Genomic DNA, 22,120 nt, shown 5'->3' on the forward strand with positions numbered 1-22,120 from the left:
ACATCTATATTCTATGTTCTATTTTCTTTATTCTGATATTATTTCCAATTAAAAACAATTTCTTTCTTAATTTCTGGATGTAAACTATAAAAAACTGGGCAAGTCATTGCTGTTCTTTCAAGGATGGTTTTGGTTTTATTGTCAACAATAACATTCATATTGAAAGTAACATGAATTTCGGTGATTCTTCTTGGCTCGGTTCCCATAATTTTGGTTACTTCTGCTGTTGAATTTGAAAAATCTACTTCTAAATCGCGAGCTTTTATTCCCATAACAGTGAACATACAACTGGCTAAACCATTGGCAACGGTGTCTGTTGGAGAAAATGCTTCTCCTTTTCCGTTGTTATCAATTGGAGCATCAGAAATAATCTCAGAACCTGATTGTAAATGAATGGAAGAAGTGCGTAAATCTCCTAAATAAGTTACTTTGGAAGTTGCCATTATTGTGCTTGTTTTATTGTTAAATCTTCGTCGTAGTAAAGAATATAAATACCATTATTAGTGTAACCTCCTGAAATTTTCTTGGCGTAATCAAATTTACTTTCCACCTGTTCCGTTGCATCATCATTTATGGATTCTTCAAAAGGCTTGTCTTGTGCTAATCGCAGCATTATATCAAAAGTTAAATCGAAACCACGAACTGCGTACTGATTTGGAAGTATTTTATTTTTCTTTTTGAAAGCTCTTTCAAATTTTTGTGCTTCATCAGAATCGTTGTCTTTTGTTGCTGAAGGATAAGCCATTTTTAATTTTGTCAATCGAGATAAGGCTATTTCTTCAAAATCAAGAGTTTCGTTGGGTTCTAATATTACCAATTGCACTTGATAGTCTTTCATAACACTCGACATTGCTGATGTTGTTGTAAAAATAGTTCCAGTTTTTTCTGAAGCCATTACAACATAATTTATTCTGTCTTTTACAAAATGTTTTTTAATACTATCGGCTACAAAGCCACCTTTGTCAGTAAGACCAACTACTTTAACATCTTTTTGAAAATCTTGAATATACTCTTTTATTGAAGTTTTTTTGGGATCAATTACTGCGATTATATTTCCGTTTTTGGATTGCATATAATTGAACATTGCACCTTTAACAGCATCAGCTTGAGGCATTGATTGGAACAAATTCTTATAAGATTTTCCTTCATCTCTTGACAATGGTGAAATTACTGGAATATTTTTGTTCTCTAGAGCATCAGCTACTTTTTCAACATTTACTTGATAGAACGGACCAATAACGGCATCTGTTGATGAAAAATCATTATTAGAAATAACCGAAAGAGCACTAGTTGAATTTTTGGTTTCTTGAGAATCGTATATTTTAATATCCAAATTCATTCCTAGAACTTTAGCTGAATCTATGGCCATTAAAGCTCCAGCATAAAAATCTAAAGTCATGTTTAGAAATTTATCTTTCTTTAATCGTTCTGAAATTGAAGTAACCGTATCGTTTTGGATTTTAGATGCATTGAAAGGTAAAAACAAGACTAACTCTTTTCTTTTTTGGCTTGAAATAGATTTTGTCAAGTCTTTCAAACTGTTTTTAGTTTCTTTTGAAAATGAAAGTGTTGCTGGAACTTTAAGAATCATTCCTTCTTTTACACCTTCTTTCAAACTTGGATTTAAACCAATCAATGAAGCTTCCGATAGACCTAAAAGTTTGGTTAAACTGTACATCGTTTCGCCTGATTTTACTGTATATTCTAAAGTATTTCCTTTATAAACTTCTGTTTTTGGTTTTACTACTTCAGTTTGAGCAACTACTTTCTCACTACTATTTATTTTTAATTTAAAACCAACAGGAAGATTGTCTTTTATTTCTGGATTTTGCTTTTCTAGTTCTTCTACTGAAATTCCGTATTTTTTGGAAATACTGTATTTTGTATCACCTGCAACTACCTCATGAGTAGAGAATATCTTAGTTCCCATTTGCACTTTTGGTGGCTCTTCATACTTCATTATTTTCAAAACTTGTCCTGGTTGCAATCCATCAGTTTTCAAAAATGGGTTCGCTTCCTCTAAATCTGAAATTTCTACATTATTCTCTTTTGCAATACTATAAAGTGTTTCTTTCGCTTTTACTGTGTATGTTTTTTCCTTAAACGGAACTTCATTTGAAGTTACTTTTTCAATACTTTTAGGAATAAGTAAAATAGCATCTGGTTGAATTCCGCTTTGCGAATCTGGATTTAACTTATAGATATCGTAAGGCGTCACTTTGTACTTTTGCGCAATTTGAGTAATCGTTTCTCCTTTAGCCACTTTGTGCTTAGTATAATTCTGTCCGAAAACAGAAGTTGCAAACATCAATACAATTATACAAATTACTCTTTTAAACATATCTTTTAAAATTTTAAACCATTAAGAAATTAAGTTTCATTAAGCAATAACATGTCTGAAAACTGCCAACTGAGACTGCCAACTTTCTTACTCCCATTCGATAGTTGCTGGTGGTTTTGAGCTAATATCATATACAACTCTATTCACACCTTTCACTTTATTGATGATTTCGTTAGAGATTTTCATCAAAAACTCATATGGTAAATGTACCCAATCCGCTGTCATTCCGTCTGTAGATTCTACTGCGCGAAGTGCTACTACTTTTTCGTACGTACGCTCATCACCCATTACTCCTACACTATTTACTGGAAGCAAAATCGCTCCTGCTTGCCATACTTTATCGTACAATCCGTGTTCTTTTAATCCGTTAATAAACACTGCATCAACTTCTTGCAAGATACGTACTTTTTCTGGTGTAATATCGCCTAATATTCTAATCGATAATCCTGGACCTGGAAAAGGATGTCTTCCTAACAATTCAGGATCGATTCCTAAAGTTGCTCCAACTCTTCTAACTTCGTCTTTAAACAACATTCGAAGTGGTTCCACAATTTTCAATTTCATAAAATCAGGCAAACCGCCAACATTGTGATGTGATTTAATCGTTGCACTCGGACCTTTTACAGAAACCGATTCGATAACATCTGGATAAATCGTTCCTTGGGCTAACCAAGTTACATCTTCAATTTTGTGCGCTTCATCATCAAAAACTTCTATAAAAGCATTACCAATAATTTTACGTTTCGTTTCTGGATCATCAACTCCAGCCAATGCTTCCAAAAAACGTGCCGAAGCATCAACGCCTTTTACATTTAAGCCCATGTCTTTGTATTGGTGAAGTACGTTTTCGAATTCATTTTTACGTAACAAACCATTATTAACGAAGATACAGTATAGATTTTTACCAATAGCTTTGTTCAATAAAACTGCTGCTACTGTAGAATCTACTCCACCTGAAAGTCCTAAAACTACTTTATCATTTCCTACTTTTTCTTGTAATTCTTTAACGCAATCTTCAACAAAAGCATTTGGAGTAAAATTTTGAGGAACTTCTGCAATTTTTACTAAGAAATTTTCAAGCATTTGCTTTCCGTTAGTTGAATGATATACTTCTGGGTGAAACTGAATAGCGTAAGTAGTTTCGCCTTCAATTTTGTATGCCGCATTTTCTACATCGTTGGTACTTGCTAGTTTTACACCATTCGTTGGTAAATGTTTAATGGTATCACTGTGGCTCATCCAAACTTGTGAATTGAGGTTTACATTTTCGAAGAAAACCTCATCTTCTTTAATGTATGATAAATTGGCTCTTCCGTATTCTCTGATATTGGAAGCAGCTACTTCTCCACCTGAAAAATGAGCTAAATATTGCGCACCATAACAAACGGCAAGCAAAGGTAATTTACCTCTAATTTCGGACAAATCGATTTGCAAAGCATCTTCTGAGCGCACCGAGTAAGGGCTTCCGCCAAGAATAACCGCTTTGTAAGACGATAAATCAGTTGGATAATGATTGTAAGGAAAAATTTCGCAGAATATATTTAATTCGCGAACGCGGCGTGCAATAAGTTGTGTGTATTGCGAGCCGAAATCTAAAATAAGTACGTTGTGTTGCATGCGCAAAAGTACTATTTTTTAGAAGAAAACAAAATGAGGAAAGTGGAAAAAGTTTGAAGTTTTTTATAATAAAAATTAGGGTACCACAACCGTACCGTTGATATACCTTTGATATGCCTTTGATATGCCTATACTATGTTATAATAATATAATTAAACCGTTATTTTACTTATTTTCTGTTTAGAAGTAAATTTAATTCTAATTTACTTTATGCTATATTCTAGTAAAGATTTCTTATTTGTTTAATCGATAAATTTTAATAAAAAAATTCTAGACAACAACTTAGAAAAAACAACAAAGGAAACAGCACTTATTATTTGATATTAGACAAAACTGATTGAATAACGTTCAAAAATCAAACTGATATTTTATCTTTTTACTTTCTTTTTCTATTCTCAAAATTCCCCAAATAAGTATTAAGCAAAATCACTTCTTCCTCTGTTATCATTCCTTCTTGTTGGTAAGGCACAATAACATCGGTTACAAAATCATATTCAATATCGTTATTTATTTTTTTACGCTTTAATATTTTTGCCATTTTATTTTCTCGTTTAAAAGGCAAATTTTCTTCTTTTATTCTTTTCCAAAACTCTTCAATATCTTCGCCACTACCTTCTTGAAATCGAGTAAATACTTCCTCTTCAAGATATTTTAAACTTCTTAAATTACGGTACTTTGGTTCAGGATTATTGATAAAGAATAGGCGCTCGATACAACATTTTAATATATATTTATAATAATCATTATCATATTCTTTAGGAGGAAATTTTTTTAATGATTCAATTGCAATTTCTGCTGCTTTCGATAAATTTTGAGCTGCTTCAGTAAACTTTTTACTTGCCATTTTTAATATTAATTTGATTTTATATGAGTTAACTGCAATGACTAATATCAAAACAAATCTAATAAAATAACCTTCAAAAAATTAAATTCTTATTTTTAATAACAAATTATTATGGTTTCATTACATTTGAAATCAAATTAAAGTAATGCTCAAAACAATTCTATATATAGCAATCGGTGGCGCCATTGGTAGTGTTTTACGATATCTAACTTCGGTTTTTGTCAATAAATATTGGGCAAATCATTTTCCGTTGGCAACATTTATTACTAATGTTTTGGGTTGTTTTTTAATTGGATTATTGATTGGAATCTTGGAAAAAAACAACTTGGCTAATAGCAATTTAAAATGGTTTTTAATCACAGGAATTTGTGGTGGTTACACTACTTTTTCTACCTTTGGATTTGAAAATTATACTTTGTTTCAAAACAATAATTCCTTGTTAGCTTTTGGCTATATTACTTTAAGTGTTTTGCTAGGAATATTTGCTGTTTGGTTAGGACTTTTTGTTTCTAAGTAATTCAAATATTGTAATGAAAACCAAAAATTGTGACTTGTGCAAAGTAGAAGAATCAATATTGTTTCGAATTCAAATTGATAAAGGAAAAACTTGGCTTTTTGTATGCAAATCGTGTTGCGAGAAATCTCAAAAATTGGAAAACTACAAATATGGCGGAACTTGGAAAGGTTCACGTCATTGATTCCAATTAAATTTTGATTTTTCTAAGGAAGTAATCTTTAAATTCTGTGTTAATCTATATAGCGATTGTGTTAATTTTTAGTATTTTCGCAACCTATGAACGAAAAAGACATTTTAGCCATTCAAGAGTTATTGGCTTCTCCAAAGAAAATTGCAATTATTCCACACCGAAGTCCCGATGGTGATGCCATGGGTTCGACGCTTGGTTTGTATCATTTTTTATTAAAATTAAACCATAAACCAGTAGTAATTGCACCCAATGAATTCCCTGAATTTCTAGCATGGTTACCATCTTCAGAAACGGTTTTGGTTTATGAAAATGACAGAGTTAATTGCACTAAAATTCTTAACGATGCCGAACTGGTTTTCACCTTAGATTTCAATGCTTTGCACAGAACTGGAGAAATGGAACAAGTTTTAAGCAAACTTTCTGCTCCAATGATTATGATTGATCATCATCAATTGCCTGATTCGTATGCAACGTTCACTTATTCAGATACTTCATTTGGTTCGACTTGTGAAATGATTTACAACTTCATTGGATATTTGAATCAAAAAGCCCTAATCGATAAAACCATTGCAACTTGTCTTTACACCGGAATCCTAACAGATTCTGGAGGTTTTAGATTTCCAAAAACAACAGGAACAACGCATAGAATTGTTGCAGAATTCATTGATTTAGGTGTTGAAAATACAGAAATTCCGAATTTACTTTTCGATAATAATTCTTATGATAGATTGCAATTATTGGGAAGAGCTTTGCAGAATATGAAAGTGCTTTTCGATAAGAAAACTTCTTATATTTCGTTATCTCAAAAGGAATTAGACGAATTTAAATACGTAAAAGGTGATACAGAAGGAATCGTTAACTATGGGTTGACTATAAAAGGTATCGTTTTTGCAGCTATTTTCATCGAACATAGAGACGAGAATATTATTAAAATATCGTTTCGTTCCCAAGGTGATTTTGATGTAAATCAATTTGCTAGAGACCATTTTAGCGGTGGTGGACACATCAATGCGGCTGGAGGAAAATCTTATGATTCCTTGGCAAATACTATAAAGAAATTTGAACAAATCATTTCTAAAATTGAACTATAAATTATGAGAAATATAAAAATTAGTGTTGTTTTTATCTTTGTTCTTTTAACCTTAATTGGTTGTAAAGAGCAACAAGCAAGAATGCCAATTTCAAGAAATTCTGGAGCTTTCATGAATGAATCTGTGGAGCGCAATAAAAAATTGATTAAAGGTGAAGAAAAGCAGATAGATTCTATCATCAAGAGCAATCCTCAAATTAAGTACTTGACTTCCCAAAAAGGATATTGGTACCATTATGATGTAAAAAATGACAGCGATACTTTGCGTCCTAAAAAAGGTGATGTTGCCTTTTTTGATTACGAAATCAAAGATATTGCAGGAAATGTTATTTATTCGCAACTTGAACTTAAACCACAAACTTATTTGGTTGACAAACAAAACATCATGTCTGGTTTACGTCATGGTATAAAACAAATGCGCAAAAAAGAAACGGTGACTTTTTTGTTTCCTTCTCACCTAGCCTTTGGTTATCATGGTGACGACAGAAGAATTGGAACTAACGAACCATTAATTTGCACAGTAACTTTAAACGATTTTAAACCCGAAAACAAACAATAGATTAAATAGAAATGAAAAAGAGAATAATTTTACTATTAGCAGTTATTACAACGTTTTTTGTAGGATGTAAAGACGAACACACCAACTTAAAAGACGGATTATACGCAGAAATTGAAACCTCAAAAGGAACTATTTTAGTGGCATTGGAATATGAAAAAACTCCAATTACTGTGGCAAATTTTGTGACTTTAACAGAAGGAACCAATCCGTTTGTTTCAGAAAATTTGAAAGACAAACCATTATATGACAATTTATTATTTCACAGAGTTATTTCTAAATGTAATGGTGATGCAGAAGACTTTATGATTCAAGGTGGTGATCCACTTGGGAATGGTTCTGGTGATTGTGGATACAAATTTAAAGATGAAATTACCGATTTAAAATTCAATAAAGGTGGATTATTAGCAATGGCAAATTCTGGTCCTGCAACAAATAGTAGCCAGTTTTTTATCACTATTAAAGACACTCCTTGGTTAGATGGAAAACATACTATTTTTGGTCACGTTGTAGAAAACGGAATGGAAGTAGTAAATACAATTGTTCAAAACGATGCCATTAATTCGGTTAAAATCATTCGTAAAGGAGAAGCAGCTAAAAAATTTGATGCTGTAAAAGTTTTCAGTGATTACTTTAAAGTAGAATCTGAAAAACAGAAAAAGCAAGCTGCTATTGATGCTGCAACGCTTAAAAAAGCTATTACTGATAAAATTGCCTTTTTTGCAGAACAAAAAGCCGCATCAAAAAAATTACCTTCTGGTTTACAATATGCTATTTTAGAAAAAGGAACAGGTAAAAAACCGATAGCTGGCTCTCAAATATTTGTTAGTTATGCAGGATTTTTAGAGAATGGAACATTATTTGATACCAGCTCAGCCGAAATAGCAAATGCTTTCGGAAAATTAGATCCGCAACGAGCTTCTCAGAATGGTTATAGTCCATTGCCATTTCAATGTGGTTCTAAAGGTGCTGCTATTCCTGGATTTGAAGAAGGATTGTCGCTATTAAATATTGGAGATAAAGCCATTTTATTTATTCCATCTAATTTAGGTTATGGAGAAAATGGAGCTGGAGATGTAATTCCACCGAACGCGAATATTATTTTTGAAGTTGAAATATTAGAAAAACTATAATTAAAAAACCGATTAAAACTAGAACAATGAAAATGAAATTAAAAATCATGTTGTTATTCTTTTTAGGATTAACAATTTCGAATGCTCAAACTAAGAAGAAGAAAATCGTTAAAAAACCAACTACTCAAGTAATTGCTAAAGTTGCCAATCCGAATGATGGGATTTTTGCAGAGATTGAAACTACTAAAGGTAAAATTGTACTTCGTTTAGAGTACAAAAAAACTCCAATAACTGTTGCTAACTTTATTTCTTTGGCGGAAGGTACAAATCCAAAGGTTTCTGAAACTTATAAAGGAAAAAAATTCTATGATGGATTGAAATTTCACAGAGTAATTAAAGATTTCATGATTCAAGGTGGTGATCCACTTGGAAATGGTACAGGTGGACCTGGATATGCTTTTAAAGATGAAATCACTGATTTAAAACATGACAAAGGCGGAATTCTTTCTATGGCGAATTCTGGACCAAAAACTAATGGTTCGCAATTCTTCATTACCCACAAAGAGACATCTTGGTTGGATGGAAAACATACCGTTTTTGGTTCTGTTGTAACTGGGATGGAAGTTGTAAATGCTATTGAGCAAAACGATGTTATTAATAAAATAACTATTGTTAGAAAAGGTAACGAAGCATCAAAATTTAATGCTACTAAAGTATTTGAAGATTATTTCACAAATAAAGCTGCTGAAGAAGCTAAAGAAGCTGCTGCAAAAGCTGCTGCCAATGCTATAGCATTAAAAGAATTTGAAACTGCTAAAACAACTTCAAGTGGTTTAAAATATATCGTTTTAAAAGAAGGAACTGGTGCAAAACCAGTAGCTACAAGTAATGTAAAAGTTCATTACACAGGAAGTTTACTAGACGGTAAAGTTTTTGACAGTAGCGTTCAAAGAGGTCAACCAATTGATTTTGGATTGAACCAAGTTATTCCTGGTTGGACAGAAGGTGTTCAATTGATGACAGAAGGTTCTAAATACAAATTCTTAATTCCTTCAAAATTAGCTTATGGCGAAAGAGGTGCTGGCGGTGTTATTCCTCCAAATTCAGATTTAATTTTTGAAGTTGAGTTAATCAAAATCAATCAACAATAATAAACGAAGAGGTTGTCTTAAAAATAGTAGACAGCCTCTTTTTTTTATCCTTTAAATTTCCAATCAAATTCGTCGTTATCTTTTATAATGGCTCCTAATTCGATTCTTATAACTAAATCATATTCCGATTGTAATGTTAGCCAATTGCTTTCATTAAAATGATTTTCTGTAGAATCGAAATCTTCTTTCTCCCAAGATTTGAAAGGCAAATCGGCTATTAGACTTTTTACATTACATCCAATTACTTTTTTGTCTAATAAAGTTGCATTTTCATTGGAAGTGATGATATAACCCAAACGAAAATCTTCATCTTCATAGAACGTTAGACGAAGTTTATGCTGGTTGTACAAAAAGATTATGTTGTTATCATCATCTTCAAACTTCTTATCTGGAGCTCCATAAAGTGCCGTTACATCTTGTTGCTTCATTCCGAAAAGCAAACTATCGATTCCGTTTTTTGGGTTTAGTTTCATCTCATTTGTATTTAATCACAAAGGTCGCAAAGTTTTTTTTAAGAAGTTAAAGAAGTTTTGGTATTTTTACGGAAGTTGTTGTGAGGATTTTTTTACTTTTGTAGCTACACTTTTTAAGTTAGCTGAAAATTATTAAATCACTGTAAAAAGAAGACTCGAAAACAAAAAATAAGTTAAATTAAATATATTATAAAAAATGAAAAAAATTATCTTTATTTTTCTACTAATTATCTCTTTTCAAAACAATTTAAATGCACAAAATCCTATAAACGTAATAATTACAGGTGAATGTTCTTATGCAAGTGGTACTTATACATACAATGGACAAGTAAATGGTAAAAACAACTATACTCAAACTTTTGTTATTGATGGAGAAAGTGTAGTTATTGGAGTTGGTTTTGATAATGTTAAATGGGTTTTATATGCTGAAGGAGATTTAACCGATGATGGTTTTAGTAATATTGCAGTACCAACTGGTTTATTACCACCATTTACTGGTTGGGTAAATACAGGATGTTTAGATGGAACTATGATAATTGATCAAAATTTATCAACAAACGATTTTGAGAGTTTTAATGGCAAAATTTTAATTTATCCAAATCCAACAAATAATTTCATTACAATTAAAAACAAAGAAAATTCATCCGAATATTTTAAATACAAAATTTTTGATTTAACAGGAAGAAATATAATAAGTGGAAATTCAAAATTTAACGAACAAATAAATGTTGAAAGTTTAACTATCGGAAACTATTTAATTCAACTTGAAACCGAGAATGGACAAAAGTCAACTAAAAAATTAATTAAAAATTAAATCTTCTGCCAACAGCTTGGTAAGAATGTAAATTTTGTAATAAATTTTGGTTTAGGTTTCACATGAAATATTATAAATAAAAAATAATATTCTTATTAATAACGATTTATTTATTTGTTACCTATTATCCTATTTGTCCATTTGGAAAGATTCAAAACTAGAATACAAAAATTTTCCAATTACTGAATATTTATGAATTGAAATCGTTTTAGTTATTATGATTGCGCTTAATATTAAATGCTTTTATCTTGACAAAAAAAGAAATATATAATGGATTTGAAAAATATAAACCAACTTTTGTAGCTGTTATTGCAGTTATTGGAATAGTATTAGGAATTCCTTTTGGTGCATATTGTTTGACATTAAAAGGTGGAGCAAGCCTTGGCGGAGTTTTAGTTTTCGGAATTGTAATTGGATTAGCAATTTTGTTAGCAGTCGACAGAATGTTGGCATCTTTTTTTGACACTAAAAAATTATCAATAATCGAATTTGGAATATTTGTAATATGCTTGCTTGTCTATTTTGCAAACGAAGATTAAACAACCGCAATTAACTTAAGTCTGTAGTATTAATAACTAATACTCAAACTTCCCAAACTCACTTTCGATAGTCAGTTTCTTGGTTTCGCTTGCTTCTACTCTACCTACAATTTGAGCTTCCACACCAAAAGAGTTTGAAATCGCTATAATATCGTTGGCAATTTCTTGAGGAACGTAAACTTCCATACGGTGACCGCAGTTGAACACTTGGTACATTTCCTTCCAATCGGTTTTAGATTGCTCTTGAATCAACTGAAATAATGGTGGCACTGGAAACAAATTATCTTTGATAACATGAACGTTATCTACAAAATGCAATACTTTAGTTTGTGCTCCTCCAGAACAATGCACCATTCCGTGAATGTCACTTGAAGTATATTTATCTAAAATAGCTTTGATAATTGGTGCGTAAGTACGTGTTGGTGAAAGCACTAATTTTCCGGCATCAATTGGAGCATTTTCAACAGCATCGGTCAATTTTATGTTACCAGAATACACCAAATCTTTTGGAACAGAACTATCAAAACTCTCTGGAAATTTGTCTGCCAAATAGTTCGCAAAAACATCATGACGCGCTGATGTTAATCCGTTGCTTCCCATTCCGCCATTGTAACTTTTTTCATAATTGGCTTGTCCAAAACTTGCCATTCCAACAATTACATCGCCAGGTTTTATATTGGCATTATCAATGACTTTGCTGCGTTTCATTCGAGCCGTAACCGTTGAATCAACGATTATTGTTCTTACCAAATCGCCAACATCAGCTGTTTCTCCACCAGTAGAATGAATGGTTACTCCAAACGATTTTAACTCTTGAATCAATTCTTCTGTTCCGTTGATAATTGCCGAAATCACCTCAGCCGGAATCAAGTTTTTATTTCTTCCTATAGTTGATGAAAGTAAAATATTGTCGGTTGCTCCTACGCAAAGTAAATCGTCAATGTTCATGATTAAAGCATCTTGAGCAATGCCTTTCCATACCGAAATATCGCCAGTTTCTTTCCAATACATATAAGCCAAAGAGGATTTTGTTCCAGCACCATCGGCGTGCATTATCAAACAATAGTCTTCGTCGTTGGTTAAATAATCGGGAACAATTTTGCAGAATGCTTTTGGGAATAATCCTTTATCAATGTTTTTGATGGCATTGTGCACATCTTCTTTAGAGGCAGAAACTCCGCGCATGGCGTAGCGTTGGCTATTATCAGAACTCATTGTGTAGTTGTTGCGTTGTTGGGCAAAGATAATTCAAAGATTGCAGAAAGCCGATTTCGGAGGAGAATTTTTATATTTAATTTTCAACAATTAAAATTTCAACTCTACGATTTTCATCTTCTTCCAAAGCATTTTTCTCTGGAATTGGATGAATAGGTCTCGAAACACCATATCCTTTGAAAGTCATTCGTTTTCTATCAATTTTATTTCGAATCAAATAATTGTAAACCGCTTTAGCACGAGCCGAAGAAATTGGATCTTCTTGTGTTGGCGACTTACAACAAATATGTCCCTGAATTTCAATCACCAACTTAGGATTATCGACCATAATACAAAGTAATTCGTATAAAACTGGTTCCGATTTGGGCACTACTTTAGCCGAATTATTATAGAAATAAATATTATCTAATTTAATCAAATCGCCTTTTTTGGCTGATTTCACTTTGTCTTTAAGAAGTTCTTTTGGGATTTCTGGCTTTTTATCTGCTACAATAATTTCCTTTTTTTCTTGAAAAATGATGGTTACTCTCCTATTCTCTCCTTGATTTTTTGATTGTTCAAAATCTTCTCCAAAACCACGAATTTCTATATCTTTTTTAACTTCAATATCACTTTCTTTCAAAAAATTATAGACTTCATTTACTCTTTTTAAAGCCAGCGTATCATTGTAGGAATTCGATCCTTTCCAATCGCAAAAACCATAAAGTTTGGTTACTTGATAGTTTTTTCCTTCTGCAATCCAAGAGTTAATTTTTCTGATAGCTTCGTCATTCAAATTGTATTTGTCAAAATCAAAATACACGTTGAGTTTCTCTTGTGCTTGAGCAAAAAAGGTAAAGAAAACAATAAGAAATAGATATTTTCTCATAAGATTATTTGTCTAAAATCATTATCTCAACTCTTCTGTTTCGAGCAGCTTCAAATTCACTTTTCTCTGGAATAGCAAACTTAGGTTTTGATACTCCAAATCCTTTTACTTTCACTCTTTTATCGTCAATTCCTTCCGACATTAAGATTCGTTTTACTTGACGCGCTCTGTCTAGAGAAAGATTTCTTGCGTCTTTATTTACACAACAAATATGTCCTTGAATTTCAATTTTTAGCTTTGGATATTTTTTTAAAACATAAATTAATTCATCGATAGATTTTTTAGACGATGGAATTATAGCAAATGTATTGACATGAAAATTAATATCTTCCAATCGGATTAAGGTTCCTTTGGTAGAAAGTTCAATCTTATCCTCTAAAGTTGCTCCTTCCGGAAAATTCATGTTTTCTTCCTCTATTGGAATAATTTCCTCTTCGACCACAACTTTGGGTTTAATTCCTAATATTTCGTTTTCTCGAGCTAAGTCTTTTTCAAGAATATAATGAATTATTGCTTTTCTATTTTCAGCTTTATTTGGAGAAGTTGCTCCTTTTTCGCCAAGAGAAATACTTTTAAAATCTTCTCTTATTTTTATCTTCCCATTCACTTTAGAATAAATAGAGTTGACACGTTTTTGAGAAAGCGTATCATTAAATCCTGACGAACCAACTTCATCAGTAGAACCAGTAATTGATAAAATTTTAGAGGTTTTATTTTCTAGTATCCATTTATCTAATTTTGCCTGTTCAGTTTTATTCAGTTGAAATTTGTTGTTGTCAAAATAAACAACAAATTGTAATTGAGCTTTAGCATTTTGAAAAAAAACTAAAAACAGAGTGTAGAGTAAAAGTTTCTTCATATTCATGAAACGAAAATACAGAATATTTATTTTATTTTAGCTATCTATCTTAATGGAATAATAATTTTTACTAATTTTGAAAAAAAAATTACTAATTTGGAAAAAAATGAAAAAATGAAAAATAAATTATTTTTACTTTTTGTGTTTATTACAACTATTTGTAAATCACAAACTTTAATACAATCTGTTAACTCAGGTAGTTTAATTGCATCAAATACTTCTCTATCAGTTGGGGAAATCGTTATTGTTCCTACTCAAAATCAATCCAACTCTGGGTTAATAGGGATTTTAACACAAGTAAATCAACAACAATTAGAAGTTTCGCAATTTGAAATTTCGGAAAATATTGTGGTTTATCCTAATCCAACTATTGCAACAATTTATTTTAAGACTTCTGAAAATCTTTTGAACGAAAATGTATCAATTTACAATACTACTGGACAATTAGTTTTGGAAAGTAAGATTGAAAATAATAATTCTTTAGATTTAAATAAATTATCAAGTGGTATCTACTTGATTCAATTTTCAAATAAAAAATTCAACTCCTTCAAAATAATCAAACGTTAGAAAAAACAATTTTAAAATCAAAACAAGTATGAAAAGAATAATTAGCCTTTATATTTTTTTAATTTCTACAGCAATATTTGCACAAGTACCACAAGGAATTTCTTATCAAGCAATTGCCTTAAATAACTCAGGAAATCCAGTTGTTAGTTCAAATGTTGGGATACGATTATCTATTTTAAATAATTCGGCAACTGGAACAGTTTTATATACCGAAACTCACACCAAAACCACTAATGCTCAAGGGCTTTTCAATTTAGTAATTGGACAAGGAACACCTACAACTGGAACTTTTAATACGATAAATTGGTCTGCAAATGCAAAATTTTTAAAAGTTGAAATGGATGTTGCAGGCGGAACAAGTTATGTTTTAGTTGGAACTACGCAACTTTTGAGTGTACCTTATGCACTTGCAGCAGACAGTTTAATAACTTCACCTGGTGAAGGTATTACTTTGGTTTCGCCAAATGGAACGCCATATCAATTAACCGTTAATGATAGTGGGCAGTTATCGTTGCCAACTTCCTCAGCCTCAGGAACTGGCCCAAACTCACTTTACATGTATGGCAGTTTTAATAGTTTTAATGCGTCTAATGCACTTCAATTTCAAATCAGCACCTATTTAGGCTCTATATTTTATGGTTACAAATATTTAACTGCAGGAACACAATTAAAATTTTTACCTGCTAATAATTCTTCTGCACAAGTACTTGGGTTAAACGGATCATTAAATTTAACGCCTAATGGAAATTCTTATACTGTAGCTTCAAGTGGGTTTTATCTTGTTGGTTTAGGAGATGAACAATCACCACATAATATATCAGATTACACTTTTTTTATATCTGATGGAGTACCACAAATAAGTATCCAAGGCTCTTTTGTAAACCCTTCTCAAATATCCTACAATGTAGCAACCAATACAATATCCTATTTTTTTAATGGTATAACCAATCAAAATGGTAGTTTTTATTTTGATGTACCAATACCTTTCGCGTCTGGTTCTGAACTTATGGGAGATCAATTTAATGATGGAACTCTAGATTTAGCTGCTTCATCATCGGTAATAAATTTTCCAGGAGCGAATTCAATTCCAAAAAATTATAGAATAGATTTAATCTTAAATTTTAATGGTTCTGGAACCTATACAATAACCCAATTATAAAAATTTTTAACTAACAAAAAATCCCATTTCGTATAAAGTGAAATGGGATTTTTTTAAGTTTTAAACTCTACCTCGTAAACAATAACTCTCTGTATTTAGTCAACGTCCAAACTTCGTCATCAACTAAAAGTTCTAATTTATCACAGTGTTCTCTGATAACTTCGAAATATGGTTTTACTTTATCGCAGTACATTTCTGCCATTTTTTGAGCATCGGTTAAAGCATTTGCTTTTTTACGAGCTTCTGTCATAGCTTCAACATTTGAGTTAATTCCTTCAATGTGAGCCGAAATTTCTTTGATTAAAGAGATTTGTTCTTTTGCAATTTTCTCAAAATCTTTTCCGAAGATTTCTTTTAAACCACGAACATTTTCAATTAACGTATTTTGGTAACGAATAGCTGTTGGAATCACGTGATTTCTTGCGATATCACCTAAAACTCTTCCTTCAATTTGAATTTTTTTAGTGTATTCTTCCAATTCGATTTCGTAACGTGCTTCTACCTCAACGTGGTTCATTACGTTTAAGTCTTTAAATAAATCCAATGCTTTTTTAGAAACTTTAGCTTTCAAAGCCGCTGGAGTAGTTTTGTGATTACTTAAACCTCGTTTTTTAGCTTCTTTTTCCCAAGCATCACTATATCCATCACCTTCAAAAAGGATGTTTTTAGTTTCTTTGATGTATTCTCTTAATACATTGAAAATTGCTTCGTCTTTCTTTAAATCTTTAGTTTCAATTAAAGCATCTACTTCTTTTTTGAACTCTTTCAATTGTTTTGCAACGATAGAATTCAAAGTTGTCATCGCGTTAGCACAGTTTGCAGAAGAACCTACGGCTCTAAATTCAAATTTATTTCCTGTGAAAGCAAATGGAGATGTTCTATTTCTATCAGTATTATCCAACATTACGTCTGGAATTTTACCTACAACATTTAGTTTTAAATCGGTTTTTTCTTCTGGAGATAATTTTCCTTTTGAAACACCTTCTAATTCAGCTAAAACTTTTGTCAATTGTTCTCCAATGAAAACAGAGATAATTGCCGGTGGCGCTTCATTTGCACCTAATCTATGGTCATTACTTGCAGTAGCAATAGCTGCACGAAGTAATTCTTCATATTCATTTACCGCTTTGATTGTATTGATAAAAAACGATAAGAATTGTAAATTACTCATTGGTGTTTTACTTGGAGAAAGTAAATTCACTCCAGTGTCGGTAGCCAACGACCAGTTATTATGTTTTCCTGAACCATTTACACCTTTAAAAGGTTTTTCGTGAAAAAGAACCATGAAATCATGACGCTCACCTACTTTAGACATCACATCCATCAATAAAGAGTTGTGATCAACCGCTAAATTAGTTTCTTCAAAAATTGGAGCTAACTCAAATTGATTTGGAGCCACCTCATTGTGACGTGTTTTTACTGGAATTCCCAATAACATACATTCTTCTTCCAACTCTCTCATATAATTAAGAGCTCGAGAAGGAATTGAACCAAAATAATGGTCGTCTAATTGTTGTCCTTTTGCAGAAGTGTGTCCAAGTAACGTTCTTCCTGTCATTACTAAATCAGGACGAGAATTTGCCAAAGAAGCATCTACCAAGAAATATTCTTGCTCCCAACCTAAAGTTGCTGTTACTTTTTTAACGTTTTTATCAAAATATTTACAAACCTCAGTTGCAGCTTCATCAACAGCGTTTAATGCGCGTAAAAGTGGTGTTTTATAATCTAAAGCTTCACCTGTATAAGAGATGAAAACTGTTGGAATACATAAAGTTGTACCGAAAATAAATGCTGGAGAAGTTGGATCCCAAGCAGTATATCCACGAGCTTCGAAGGTGTTTCTAATTCCGCCATTTGGGAAAGAAGAAGCATCTGGCTCTTGTTGAACTAATTGACCTCCTCCAAATTTTTCAACTGGATCAGAACCATCGTATGAAGTTTCGAAGAAAGCATCATGTTTTTCGGCAGTTGTTCCAGTTAATGGTTGAAACCAGTGTGTATAATGAGTTACGCCTTTTGACAAAGCCCATTCTTTCATACCCATTGCAATATAATCGGCTAATTTTCTGTCAATTTTAGTTCCGTGTTGGACAGCATCTTTTACACCTTTATAAGCATCTGAAGTCAAAAATTGCTTCATTGCTTTGTCATTAAAAACATTTGAACCAAAAAGAGCTGATTTTCTTCCAGCTTCTTCAAATTTTACTGGCTTTCTAGCCGATGCATCTTTTAATGCTTGAAAACGTAAAGTTGACATAAAATTAATTTTTAAAAGTTATACCCTTATATTTTGATGCAAATATAATAATATTTTCATTCAAAAATAATTATACCCTATTTTTTTAGGGGTAAAATTAATAAATTCCAATTTTTTAAATTCCAAACTCCAATTTTACTATTTGAAATTTTGGATTTTGGAATTTGTAATTTGGAATTTGTAATGTTGGATTTATGATTAAATAAAAAACCGATAAATAATTAAATTTATCGGTCCTTATATCATTTTATTTAGTTTACTCTTTTATAAACTTACTAAAAAACGTGTCTTTTCCTGAAATTACCTCAACAATATAGATTCCTTTTGAAAGACTTTCTACATTTATTTCATTTGTACCTTGAGTTTGCACTAAAATAACTTTACACAAGAAATCTGAAATTATTACTTTGTCAATAGGTGAATTACTATTTAATTTAAGAATATTATTAGTTGGATTTGGAAACAATGTGAGTCTGTTAGTATCATTATTTTCAAAACTATCATTTGACAAGGTTGCAAGATAATTTATTGTCAATAATGAACAAACCGAAGTTCCAACTGCTGACCAAGGACTTACATTTGAAAGAGAACAAGCAGACCTAACAAAAAGAGCATAACATTGAGTACTTGGAGGCACGCCAACAATAGTAAATGGATTGGTTGAAGTCATAACCCACCCAAAGGAAGGTATTTGAGTTCCAACATTAAAATTTGGTAGAATTAAAACTTGCCAAGCGCTTGCAGTACCGTTTTCTGTCCAGCTTAATTCTATAGAGCTATTTAATAGTGTATTGTCAACCGCAATAACATTTGTTGGTGCTGGACAATGTGCGCTAGCCATGAACCCAAAACAAAACACTACCAAAATAAAATATATTTTTCTCATAGAATATATAAATTGATTCTCAAATATATAGCTTTTATTTGAATGAACAAAATTACAAACTTTATGAAAAACCAATTTTACATTACTAACAAAATGATATCTTTGCAACAAATAAAACAATTATGATAGTTTGGATTATATTTATAGCTTCAATTTTATTTTTCTTAGCATTAGATTTAGGTGTTTTCAATAAAACGCCTCATATTATATCTTCAAAAGAAGCTGGAAAATGGACTGGTATTTTTGTAACTATCTCTTTTCTTTTTTCAGGAGTGGTTTATTGGATTTACCAAAATGGTTACATTGATAATCCGACAAAACTTACACCCAATTTAGCTGTAATGAAGTACATTACTGGTTATTTAATTGAACTTTCTTTAAGTGTTGATAATATATTTGTAATTGCAGTAATCTTTGCATCGTTTAAAATTCCACAAAAATATCAGCATCGCGTTTTGTTTTGGGGAATTCTTGGCGCCATTATTTTTAGAGGTTTAATGATTTATTTTGGTGTTTTACTTATCAATAAATTCAGTTGGATGACCTATGTTTTTGGTGCTTTTTTAATATTTACTGCAGCCAAAATGTTATTCAAAGGAGAAGAAGAACAATTTAATCCAAAAAAATCGTTTATTTTTAGAAATATGCGAAAAGTTATGCCCGTAACTATGCATATGGAAGGACAAAAGTTCTTTATTAAAAAAAGAGGATTTACTTTTGCTACACCATTATTTGTAGCACTTATAGTTATAGAATTAATGGATGTATTATTTGCAATGGATAGCGTACCTGCTATTTTAGCCATTACTTCCGATCCTTTTTTAGTATTTAGTTCTAATATTTTTGCCATTCTTGGATTGCGTTCTATGTATTTTTTCCTAGCCAATATGTTAGAAAAATTCAGCTACTTAGAATACAGTTTGATTGCCATTTTGACTTTTGTTGGAATTAAAATGTTAATCATTCACCATTTCAAATTTCCAGAATGGGTTTCTTTAGGATTTATTGCATTGGCTTTACTTGGAGGGATTTTGGTTTCATTATCTAAGGCTAAAGACGAAGAAAAAGAGGCATAAAAAAAAGAGGCTGTAATTGCTCACAACCTCTATCCAAACAAACAAACTATAGACTAACCAAATCTATTTTATTTTAATACTTTTACTTTAGAGTCATCGATATTATATGCTTTTATAACTGCATTGTAATCGTTTAAGTCAACTGTATTAGTAGCGCTTTTTCCAAAAAACCCAGGAACAATTACTATTCTAAATACTTGATTTATTCTGAAGTTATTTGAAACTGTTCCTAAATCATTTCCATGCATGAACAATTCAATATCATTTTGTGTGAAATTAAAATCGTAACCAAAATCTAATGTTCCGTCATTAAAGAAATAGGTTTCTGGAAGCATTTTCCAAACATCAGGTCCAGATGTGCTTGTCAATCTATACATTAAAATCATATCAGAACTGTAAGTAGTGTATGGTAAAACAATGAAATTGTAAAAATTATTTGAAGGCGTAAAAGAACGTGTTACTTCAAAAACTTCACTGATAGTATCATTATCAATTGGCGTGTCTCTTACCTCGTTAACTGTACAACTGTTTAGACTTATCATCCCGATAAATGCTAACAATAAAGTAATTTTTCTCATAATATTTTGGTTTTAATGATTAATGATATTTAACCTTATTCAATTGTTGTGCCAAAAATTTCTTTTTATAAAAAATTGTACCTTTGAAAAATGAAAAACGAGAATAAATTATATATGATAATGCTTGGATGTCGTCCTGAAGGCAGATATACAGAGCAACACGATATTTTTTTTGGAATTGGAACATCATTGAAAGAATTAATTCCAAATATGAAGGCATTTTGGCCAGAAGCCAAAGGTAGAATTCACATAGACGCTTGGAGAGAAGTTACAAATGTGGATAATTTTCAAATTGAAATTCTTCCAAAAGGAAAAGCAATCGCTTCTTCTGATAATTTATTTTTTATCAATCTTGGTGGTTACAGAGAAAATGAATTTGAAGAATATCATTATAAAGTTCTTGCAGTAGGTGAAACATTAGCAGAAGCTTCCAAAAAAGCTAAAGCAACAACTTTTTACAAACATTGCACTTTTAAAGGAGCGACTTCTCACATTGATGATAAATTCGGAATTGACATTGATGATGCGTTTAACGTAAAAGAAATTTTAGCACCCATTTTCAAAGATAATTTTGATATTTCAATCTCTAAAAAAGAAGAAGGTTCATCAGAAGATGTTTTGCATATTGGTTATTTAAAAATTGATAAAATTGTTTAATTATGAGCAGAAATACAGATAAAAACATCAAAGCGCACAACGACAAACTCCATAAGGCGCAAGACAAAGCCAAAGCAAAAAAAACAGCACGTGAAGAAAAACTAAAAGCAATGGTTCGAAAATTTAACGAGCAAAAAGAGTAGTTTTCTATGACGAATTGTTATTGTGGAAGTTCAAAAACTTTTGAAAATTGTTGTGAAATTTACATCAAAGGAATTCAAAAACCTACAACTGCTGAAGCATTAATGCGTTCAAGATATTCTGCTTTTGCAACTGGTGAAGCTGATTATTTAGTTGCAACAACGCATTCAAGCACCAGAAAATTTCATAAAAAATCTGATATTTTAGCTTGGAGCAAAAGCAACCAATGGATAAAACTTGAGGTAATAGCAAGTACAGAAACTACAGTAACTTTTAAAGCTTACTATTTGGATTACCAATTGAAAGCACAAATCCATCATGAACATTCAACATTTACTTTTGAAAATGGAACTTGGTTTTATGTTGATGGAACCTATCAATAAAAAAACCGAAGACAAAAGCTTCGGTTTAGTATTTATTCCTCTGTTGGTTCTTTTGGACTACCTTCTTCTGGAGTATCCTCTTCGTCTTTTGGTCCAAATAAATACATTGCACCTCCAATTACTACCAAGCCAATTTTAATTGTGTCATGTCCTAAAATACGTTGACCATTTTTAGGTTATTAATTAATTCAAAAATACGGATTTGTAATCGGAAGATTGATAACTTTTTTTAAAAAATTCCCTTCGGGTTTTAAAAAAGTTACCAACAT

The 22,120-nt window shown here is 31.4% G+C and carries 25 protein-coding genes; 14 read left to right on the forward strand and 11 right to left on the reverse strand.

Annotated elements, in window-relative coordinates:
- Positions 1–38: 38 nt before the first annotated feature.
- From ABD766_RS13930 to ABD766_RS13945, 4 genes are all read right to left on the reverse strand, one after another.
- Positions 39–443: an OsmC family protein gene (locus tag ABD766_RS13930; RefSeq protein ID WP_344817249.1), complete on the reverse strand. Its 405-nt coding sequence runs from the start codon at positions 441–443 to the stop codon at positions 39–41.
- The gene (locus ABD766_RS13935; protein WP_344817250.1) at positions 443–2,341 is read right to left on the reverse strand and encodes a PBP1 and LysM peptidoglycan-binding domain-containing protein; all 1,899 of its coding nucleotides are present in this window, start codon (positions 2,339–2,341) and stop codon (positions 443–445) included. Before ABD766_RS13935 ends, ABD766_RS13930 begins: the two co-directional genes overlap by 1 nt.
- 87 nt (positions 2,342–2,428) lie before the next feature.
- Positions 2,429–3,958, reverse strand: a complete 1,530-nt coding sequence (guaA, locus tag ABD766_RS13940; protein ID WP_344817251.1) for a glutamine-hydrolyzing GMP synthase — start codon at positions 3,956–3,958, stop codon at positions 2,429–2,431.
- Positions 3,959–4,334: 376 nt separating this feature from the next.
- Positions 4,335–4,802 carry a hypothetical protein gene (locus ABD766_RS13945; RefSeq protein ID WP_344817252.1) on the reverse strand — a complete coding sequence of 156 codons (468 nt, stop codon included), beginning with the start codon at positions 4,800–4,802 and terminating at the stop codon, positions 4,335–4,337.
- A gap of 145 nt (positions 4,803–4,947) precedes the next feature.
- On the opposite strand from ABD766_RS13945, the gene crcB reads away from it, so the two are divergent.
- The 6 genes from crcB to bamJ all read left to right on the forward strand — a co-directional run bounded on the left by crcB (position 4,948) and on the right by bamJ (position 9,379).
- Entirely contained in the window at positions 4,948–5,319 is a 372-nt protein-coding gene (crcB, locus tag ABD766_RS13950) for a fluoride efflux transporter CrcB (RefSeq protein WP_344817253.1), read from the forward strand.
- A 13-nt stretch (positions 5,320–5,332) separates the two neighbouring features.
- On the forward strand, positions 5,333–5,500 hold the full coding sequence (locus ABD766_RS13955) for a hypothetical protein (RefSeq protein ID WP_344817254.1): 168 nt from the start codon (positions 5,333–5,335) through the stop codon (positions 5,498–5,500).
- Positions 5,501–5,595: 95 nt separating this feature from the next.
- Complete coding sequence (locus tag ABD766_RS13960; RefSeq protein ID WP_344817255.1) at positions 5,596–6,600, forward strand: DHH family phosphoesterase; 1,005 nt, start codon at positions 5,596–5,598, stop codon at positions 6,598–6,600.
- Positions 6,601–6,603: 3 nt separating this feature from the next.
- Positions 6,604–7,158, forward strand: coding sequence for a gliding motility-associated peptidyl-prolyl isomerase GldI (gene gldI, locus ABD766_RS13965; RefSeq protein ID WP_344817256.1), 555 nt, complete (start codon positions 6,604–6,606; stop codon positions 7,156–7,158).
- Between the two features lie 11 nt (positions 7,159–7,169).
- Positions 7,170–8,288 carry a peptidylprolyl isomerase gene (locus tag ABD766_RS13970; RefSeq protein WP_344817257.1) on the forward strand — a complete coding sequence of 373 codons (1,119 nt, stop codon included), beginning with the start codon at positions 7,170–7,172 and terminating at the stop codon, positions 8,286–8,288.
- Positions 8,289–8,320: 32 nt separating this feature from the next.
- Positions 8,321–9,379 (forward strand): BamJ family beta-barrel-assembly machinery protein, encoded by a 1,059-nt coding sequence (gene bamJ, locus ABD766_RS13975; RefSeq protein ID WP_344817258.1) that lies wholly within the window; start codon positions 8,321–8,323, stop codon positions 9,377–9,379.
- Positions 9,380–9,423: 44 nt separating this feature from the next.
- On the opposite strand, the gene ABD766_RS13980 is transcribed toward bamJ, so the two are convergent.
- Positions 9,424–9,852, reverse strand: a complete 429-nt coding sequence (locus ABD766_RS13980) for a hypothetical protein (protein WP_344817259.1) — start codon at positions 9,850–9,852, stop codon at positions 9,424–9,426.
- 196 nt (positions 9,853–10,048) lie between these two features.
- On the opposite strand from ABD766_RS13980, the gene ABD766_RS13985 reads away from it, so the two are divergent.
- Complete coding sequence (locus tag ABD766_RS13985; protein ID WP_344817260.1) at positions 10,049–10,666, forward strand: T9SS type A sorting domain-containing protein; 618 nt, start codon at positions 10,049–10,051, stop codon at positions 10,664–10,666.
- 248 nt (positions 10,667–10,914) lie between these two features.
- Positions 10,915–11,205: a hypothetical protein gene (locus tag ABD766_RS13990; protein ID WP_344817261.1), complete on the forward strand. Its 291-nt coding sequence runs from the start codon at positions 10,915–10,917 to the stop codon at positions 11,203–11,205.
- A gap of 36 nt (positions 11,206–11,241) precedes the next feature.
- On the opposite strand, the gene ABD766_RS13995 is transcribed toward ABD766_RS13990, so the two are convergent.
- From ABD766_RS13995 to ABD766_RS14005, 3 genes are all read right to left on the reverse strand, one after another.
- Entirely contained in the window at positions 11,242–12,420 is a 1,179-nt protein-coding gene (locus tag ABD766_RS13995) for an AIR synthase related protein (protein ID WP_344817262.1), read from the reverse strand.
- Between the two features lie 76 nt (positions 12,421–12,496).
- Positions 12,497–13,288 carry an OmpA family protein gene (locus tag ABD766_RS14000; RefSeq protein WP_344817263.1) on the reverse strand — a complete coding sequence of 264 codons (792 nt, stop codon included), beginning with the start codon at positions 13,286–13,288 and terminating at the stop codon, positions 12,497–12,499.
- Between the two features lie 4 nt (positions 13,289–13,292).
- The gene (locus tag ABD766_RS14005; RefSeq protein WP_344817264.1) at positions 13,293–14,147 is read right to left on the reverse strand and encodes an OmpA family protein; all 855 of its coding nucleotides are present in this window, start codon (positions 14,145–14,147) and stop codon (positions 13,293–13,295) included.
- Between the two features lie 114 nt (positions 14,148–14,261).
- Here ABD766_RS14005 and ABD766_RS14010 point away from each other — a divergent pair, with 114 nt between their 5' ends.
- The gene (locus tag ABD766_RS14010; protein ID WP_344817265.1) at positions 14,262–14,714 is read left to right on the forward strand and encodes a T9SS type A sorting domain-containing protein; all 453 of its coding nucleotides are present in this window, start codon (positions 14,262–14,264) and stop codon (positions 14,712–14,714) included.
- 28 nt (positions 14,715–14,742) lie between these two features.
- The gene (locus tag ABD766_RS14015) at positions 14,743–15,873 is read left to right on the forward strand and encodes a cadherin repeat domain-containing protein (protein ID WP_344817266.1); all 1,131 of its coding nucleotides are present in this window, start codon (positions 14,743–14,745) and stop codon (positions 15,871–15,873) included.
- Between the two features lie 67 nt (positions 15,874–15,940).
- Here the strand turns inward: ABD766_RS14015 and ABD766_RS14020 are convergent, their stop codons facing one another.
- A complete protein-coding gene (locus tag ABD766_RS14020; protein ID WP_344817268.1) occupies positions 15,941–18,130 on the reverse strand; it encodes a glutamine synthetase III family protein in 2,190 nt (729 codons plus the stop codon).
- A gap of 256 nt (positions 18,131–18,386) precedes the next feature.
- A complete protein-coding gene (locus ABD766_RS14025; RefSeq protein ID WP_344817269.1) occupies positions 18,387–19,016 on the reverse strand; it encodes a T9SS type A sorting domain-containing protein in 630 nt (209 codons plus the stop codon).
- A 122-nt stretch (positions 19,017–19,138) separates the two neighbouring features.
- Between ABD766_RS14025 and ABD766_RS14030 the strand changes: the two genes are divergently transcribed.
- Positions 19,139–20,092, forward strand: a complete 954-nt coding sequence (locus ABD766_RS14030; RefSeq protein ID WP_344817270.1) for a TerC family protein — start codon at positions 19,139–19,141, stop codon at positions 20,090–20,092.
- Between the two features lie 68 nt (positions 20,093–20,160).
- Here ABD766_RS14030 and ABD766_RS14035 read toward each other — a convergent pair whose 3' ends face one another.
- Complete coding sequence (locus ABD766_RS14035; RefSeq protein WP_344817271.1) at positions 20,161–20,670, reverse strand: hypothetical protein; 510 nt, start codon at positions 20,668–20,670, stop codon at positions 20,161–20,163.
- 90 nt (positions 20,671–20,760) lie between these two features.
- Here ABD766_RS14035 and ABD766_RS14040 point away from each other — a divergent pair, with 90 nt between their 5' ends.
- From ABD766_RS14040 to ABD766_RS14050, 3 genes are read left to right on the forward strand one after another with little or no spacing between them, the layout of a single operon-like run.
- Positions 20,761–21,327, forward strand: coding sequence for a DUF1543 domain-containing protein (locus tag ABD766_RS14040; RefSeq protein WP_344817272.1), 567 nt, complete (start codon positions 20,761–20,763; stop codon positions 21,325–21,327).
- A 2-nt stretch (positions 21,328–21,329) separates the two neighbouring features.
- Positions 21,330–21,470, forward strand: coding sequence for a hypothetical protein (locus tag ABD766_RS14045; protein WP_344817273.1), 141 nt, complete (start codon positions 21,330–21,332; stop codon positions 21,468–21,470).
- A 6-nt stretch (positions 21,471–21,476) separates the two neighbouring features.
- The gene (locus ABD766_RS14050) at positions 21,477–21,851 is read left to right on the forward strand and encodes a YchJ family protein (RefSeq protein ID WP_344817274.1); all 375 of its coding nucleotides are present in this window, start codon (positions 21,477–21,479) and stop codon (positions 21,849–21,851) included.
- Positions 21,852–22,120: the final 269 nt, after the last annotated feature.

Origin of the sequence: Flavobacterium cheonanense (assembly GCF_039539185.1) — a bacterium.
Lineage (GTDB): Bacteria > Bacteroidota > Bacteroidia > Flavobacteriales > Flavobacteriaceae > Flavobacterium > Flavobacterium cheonanense.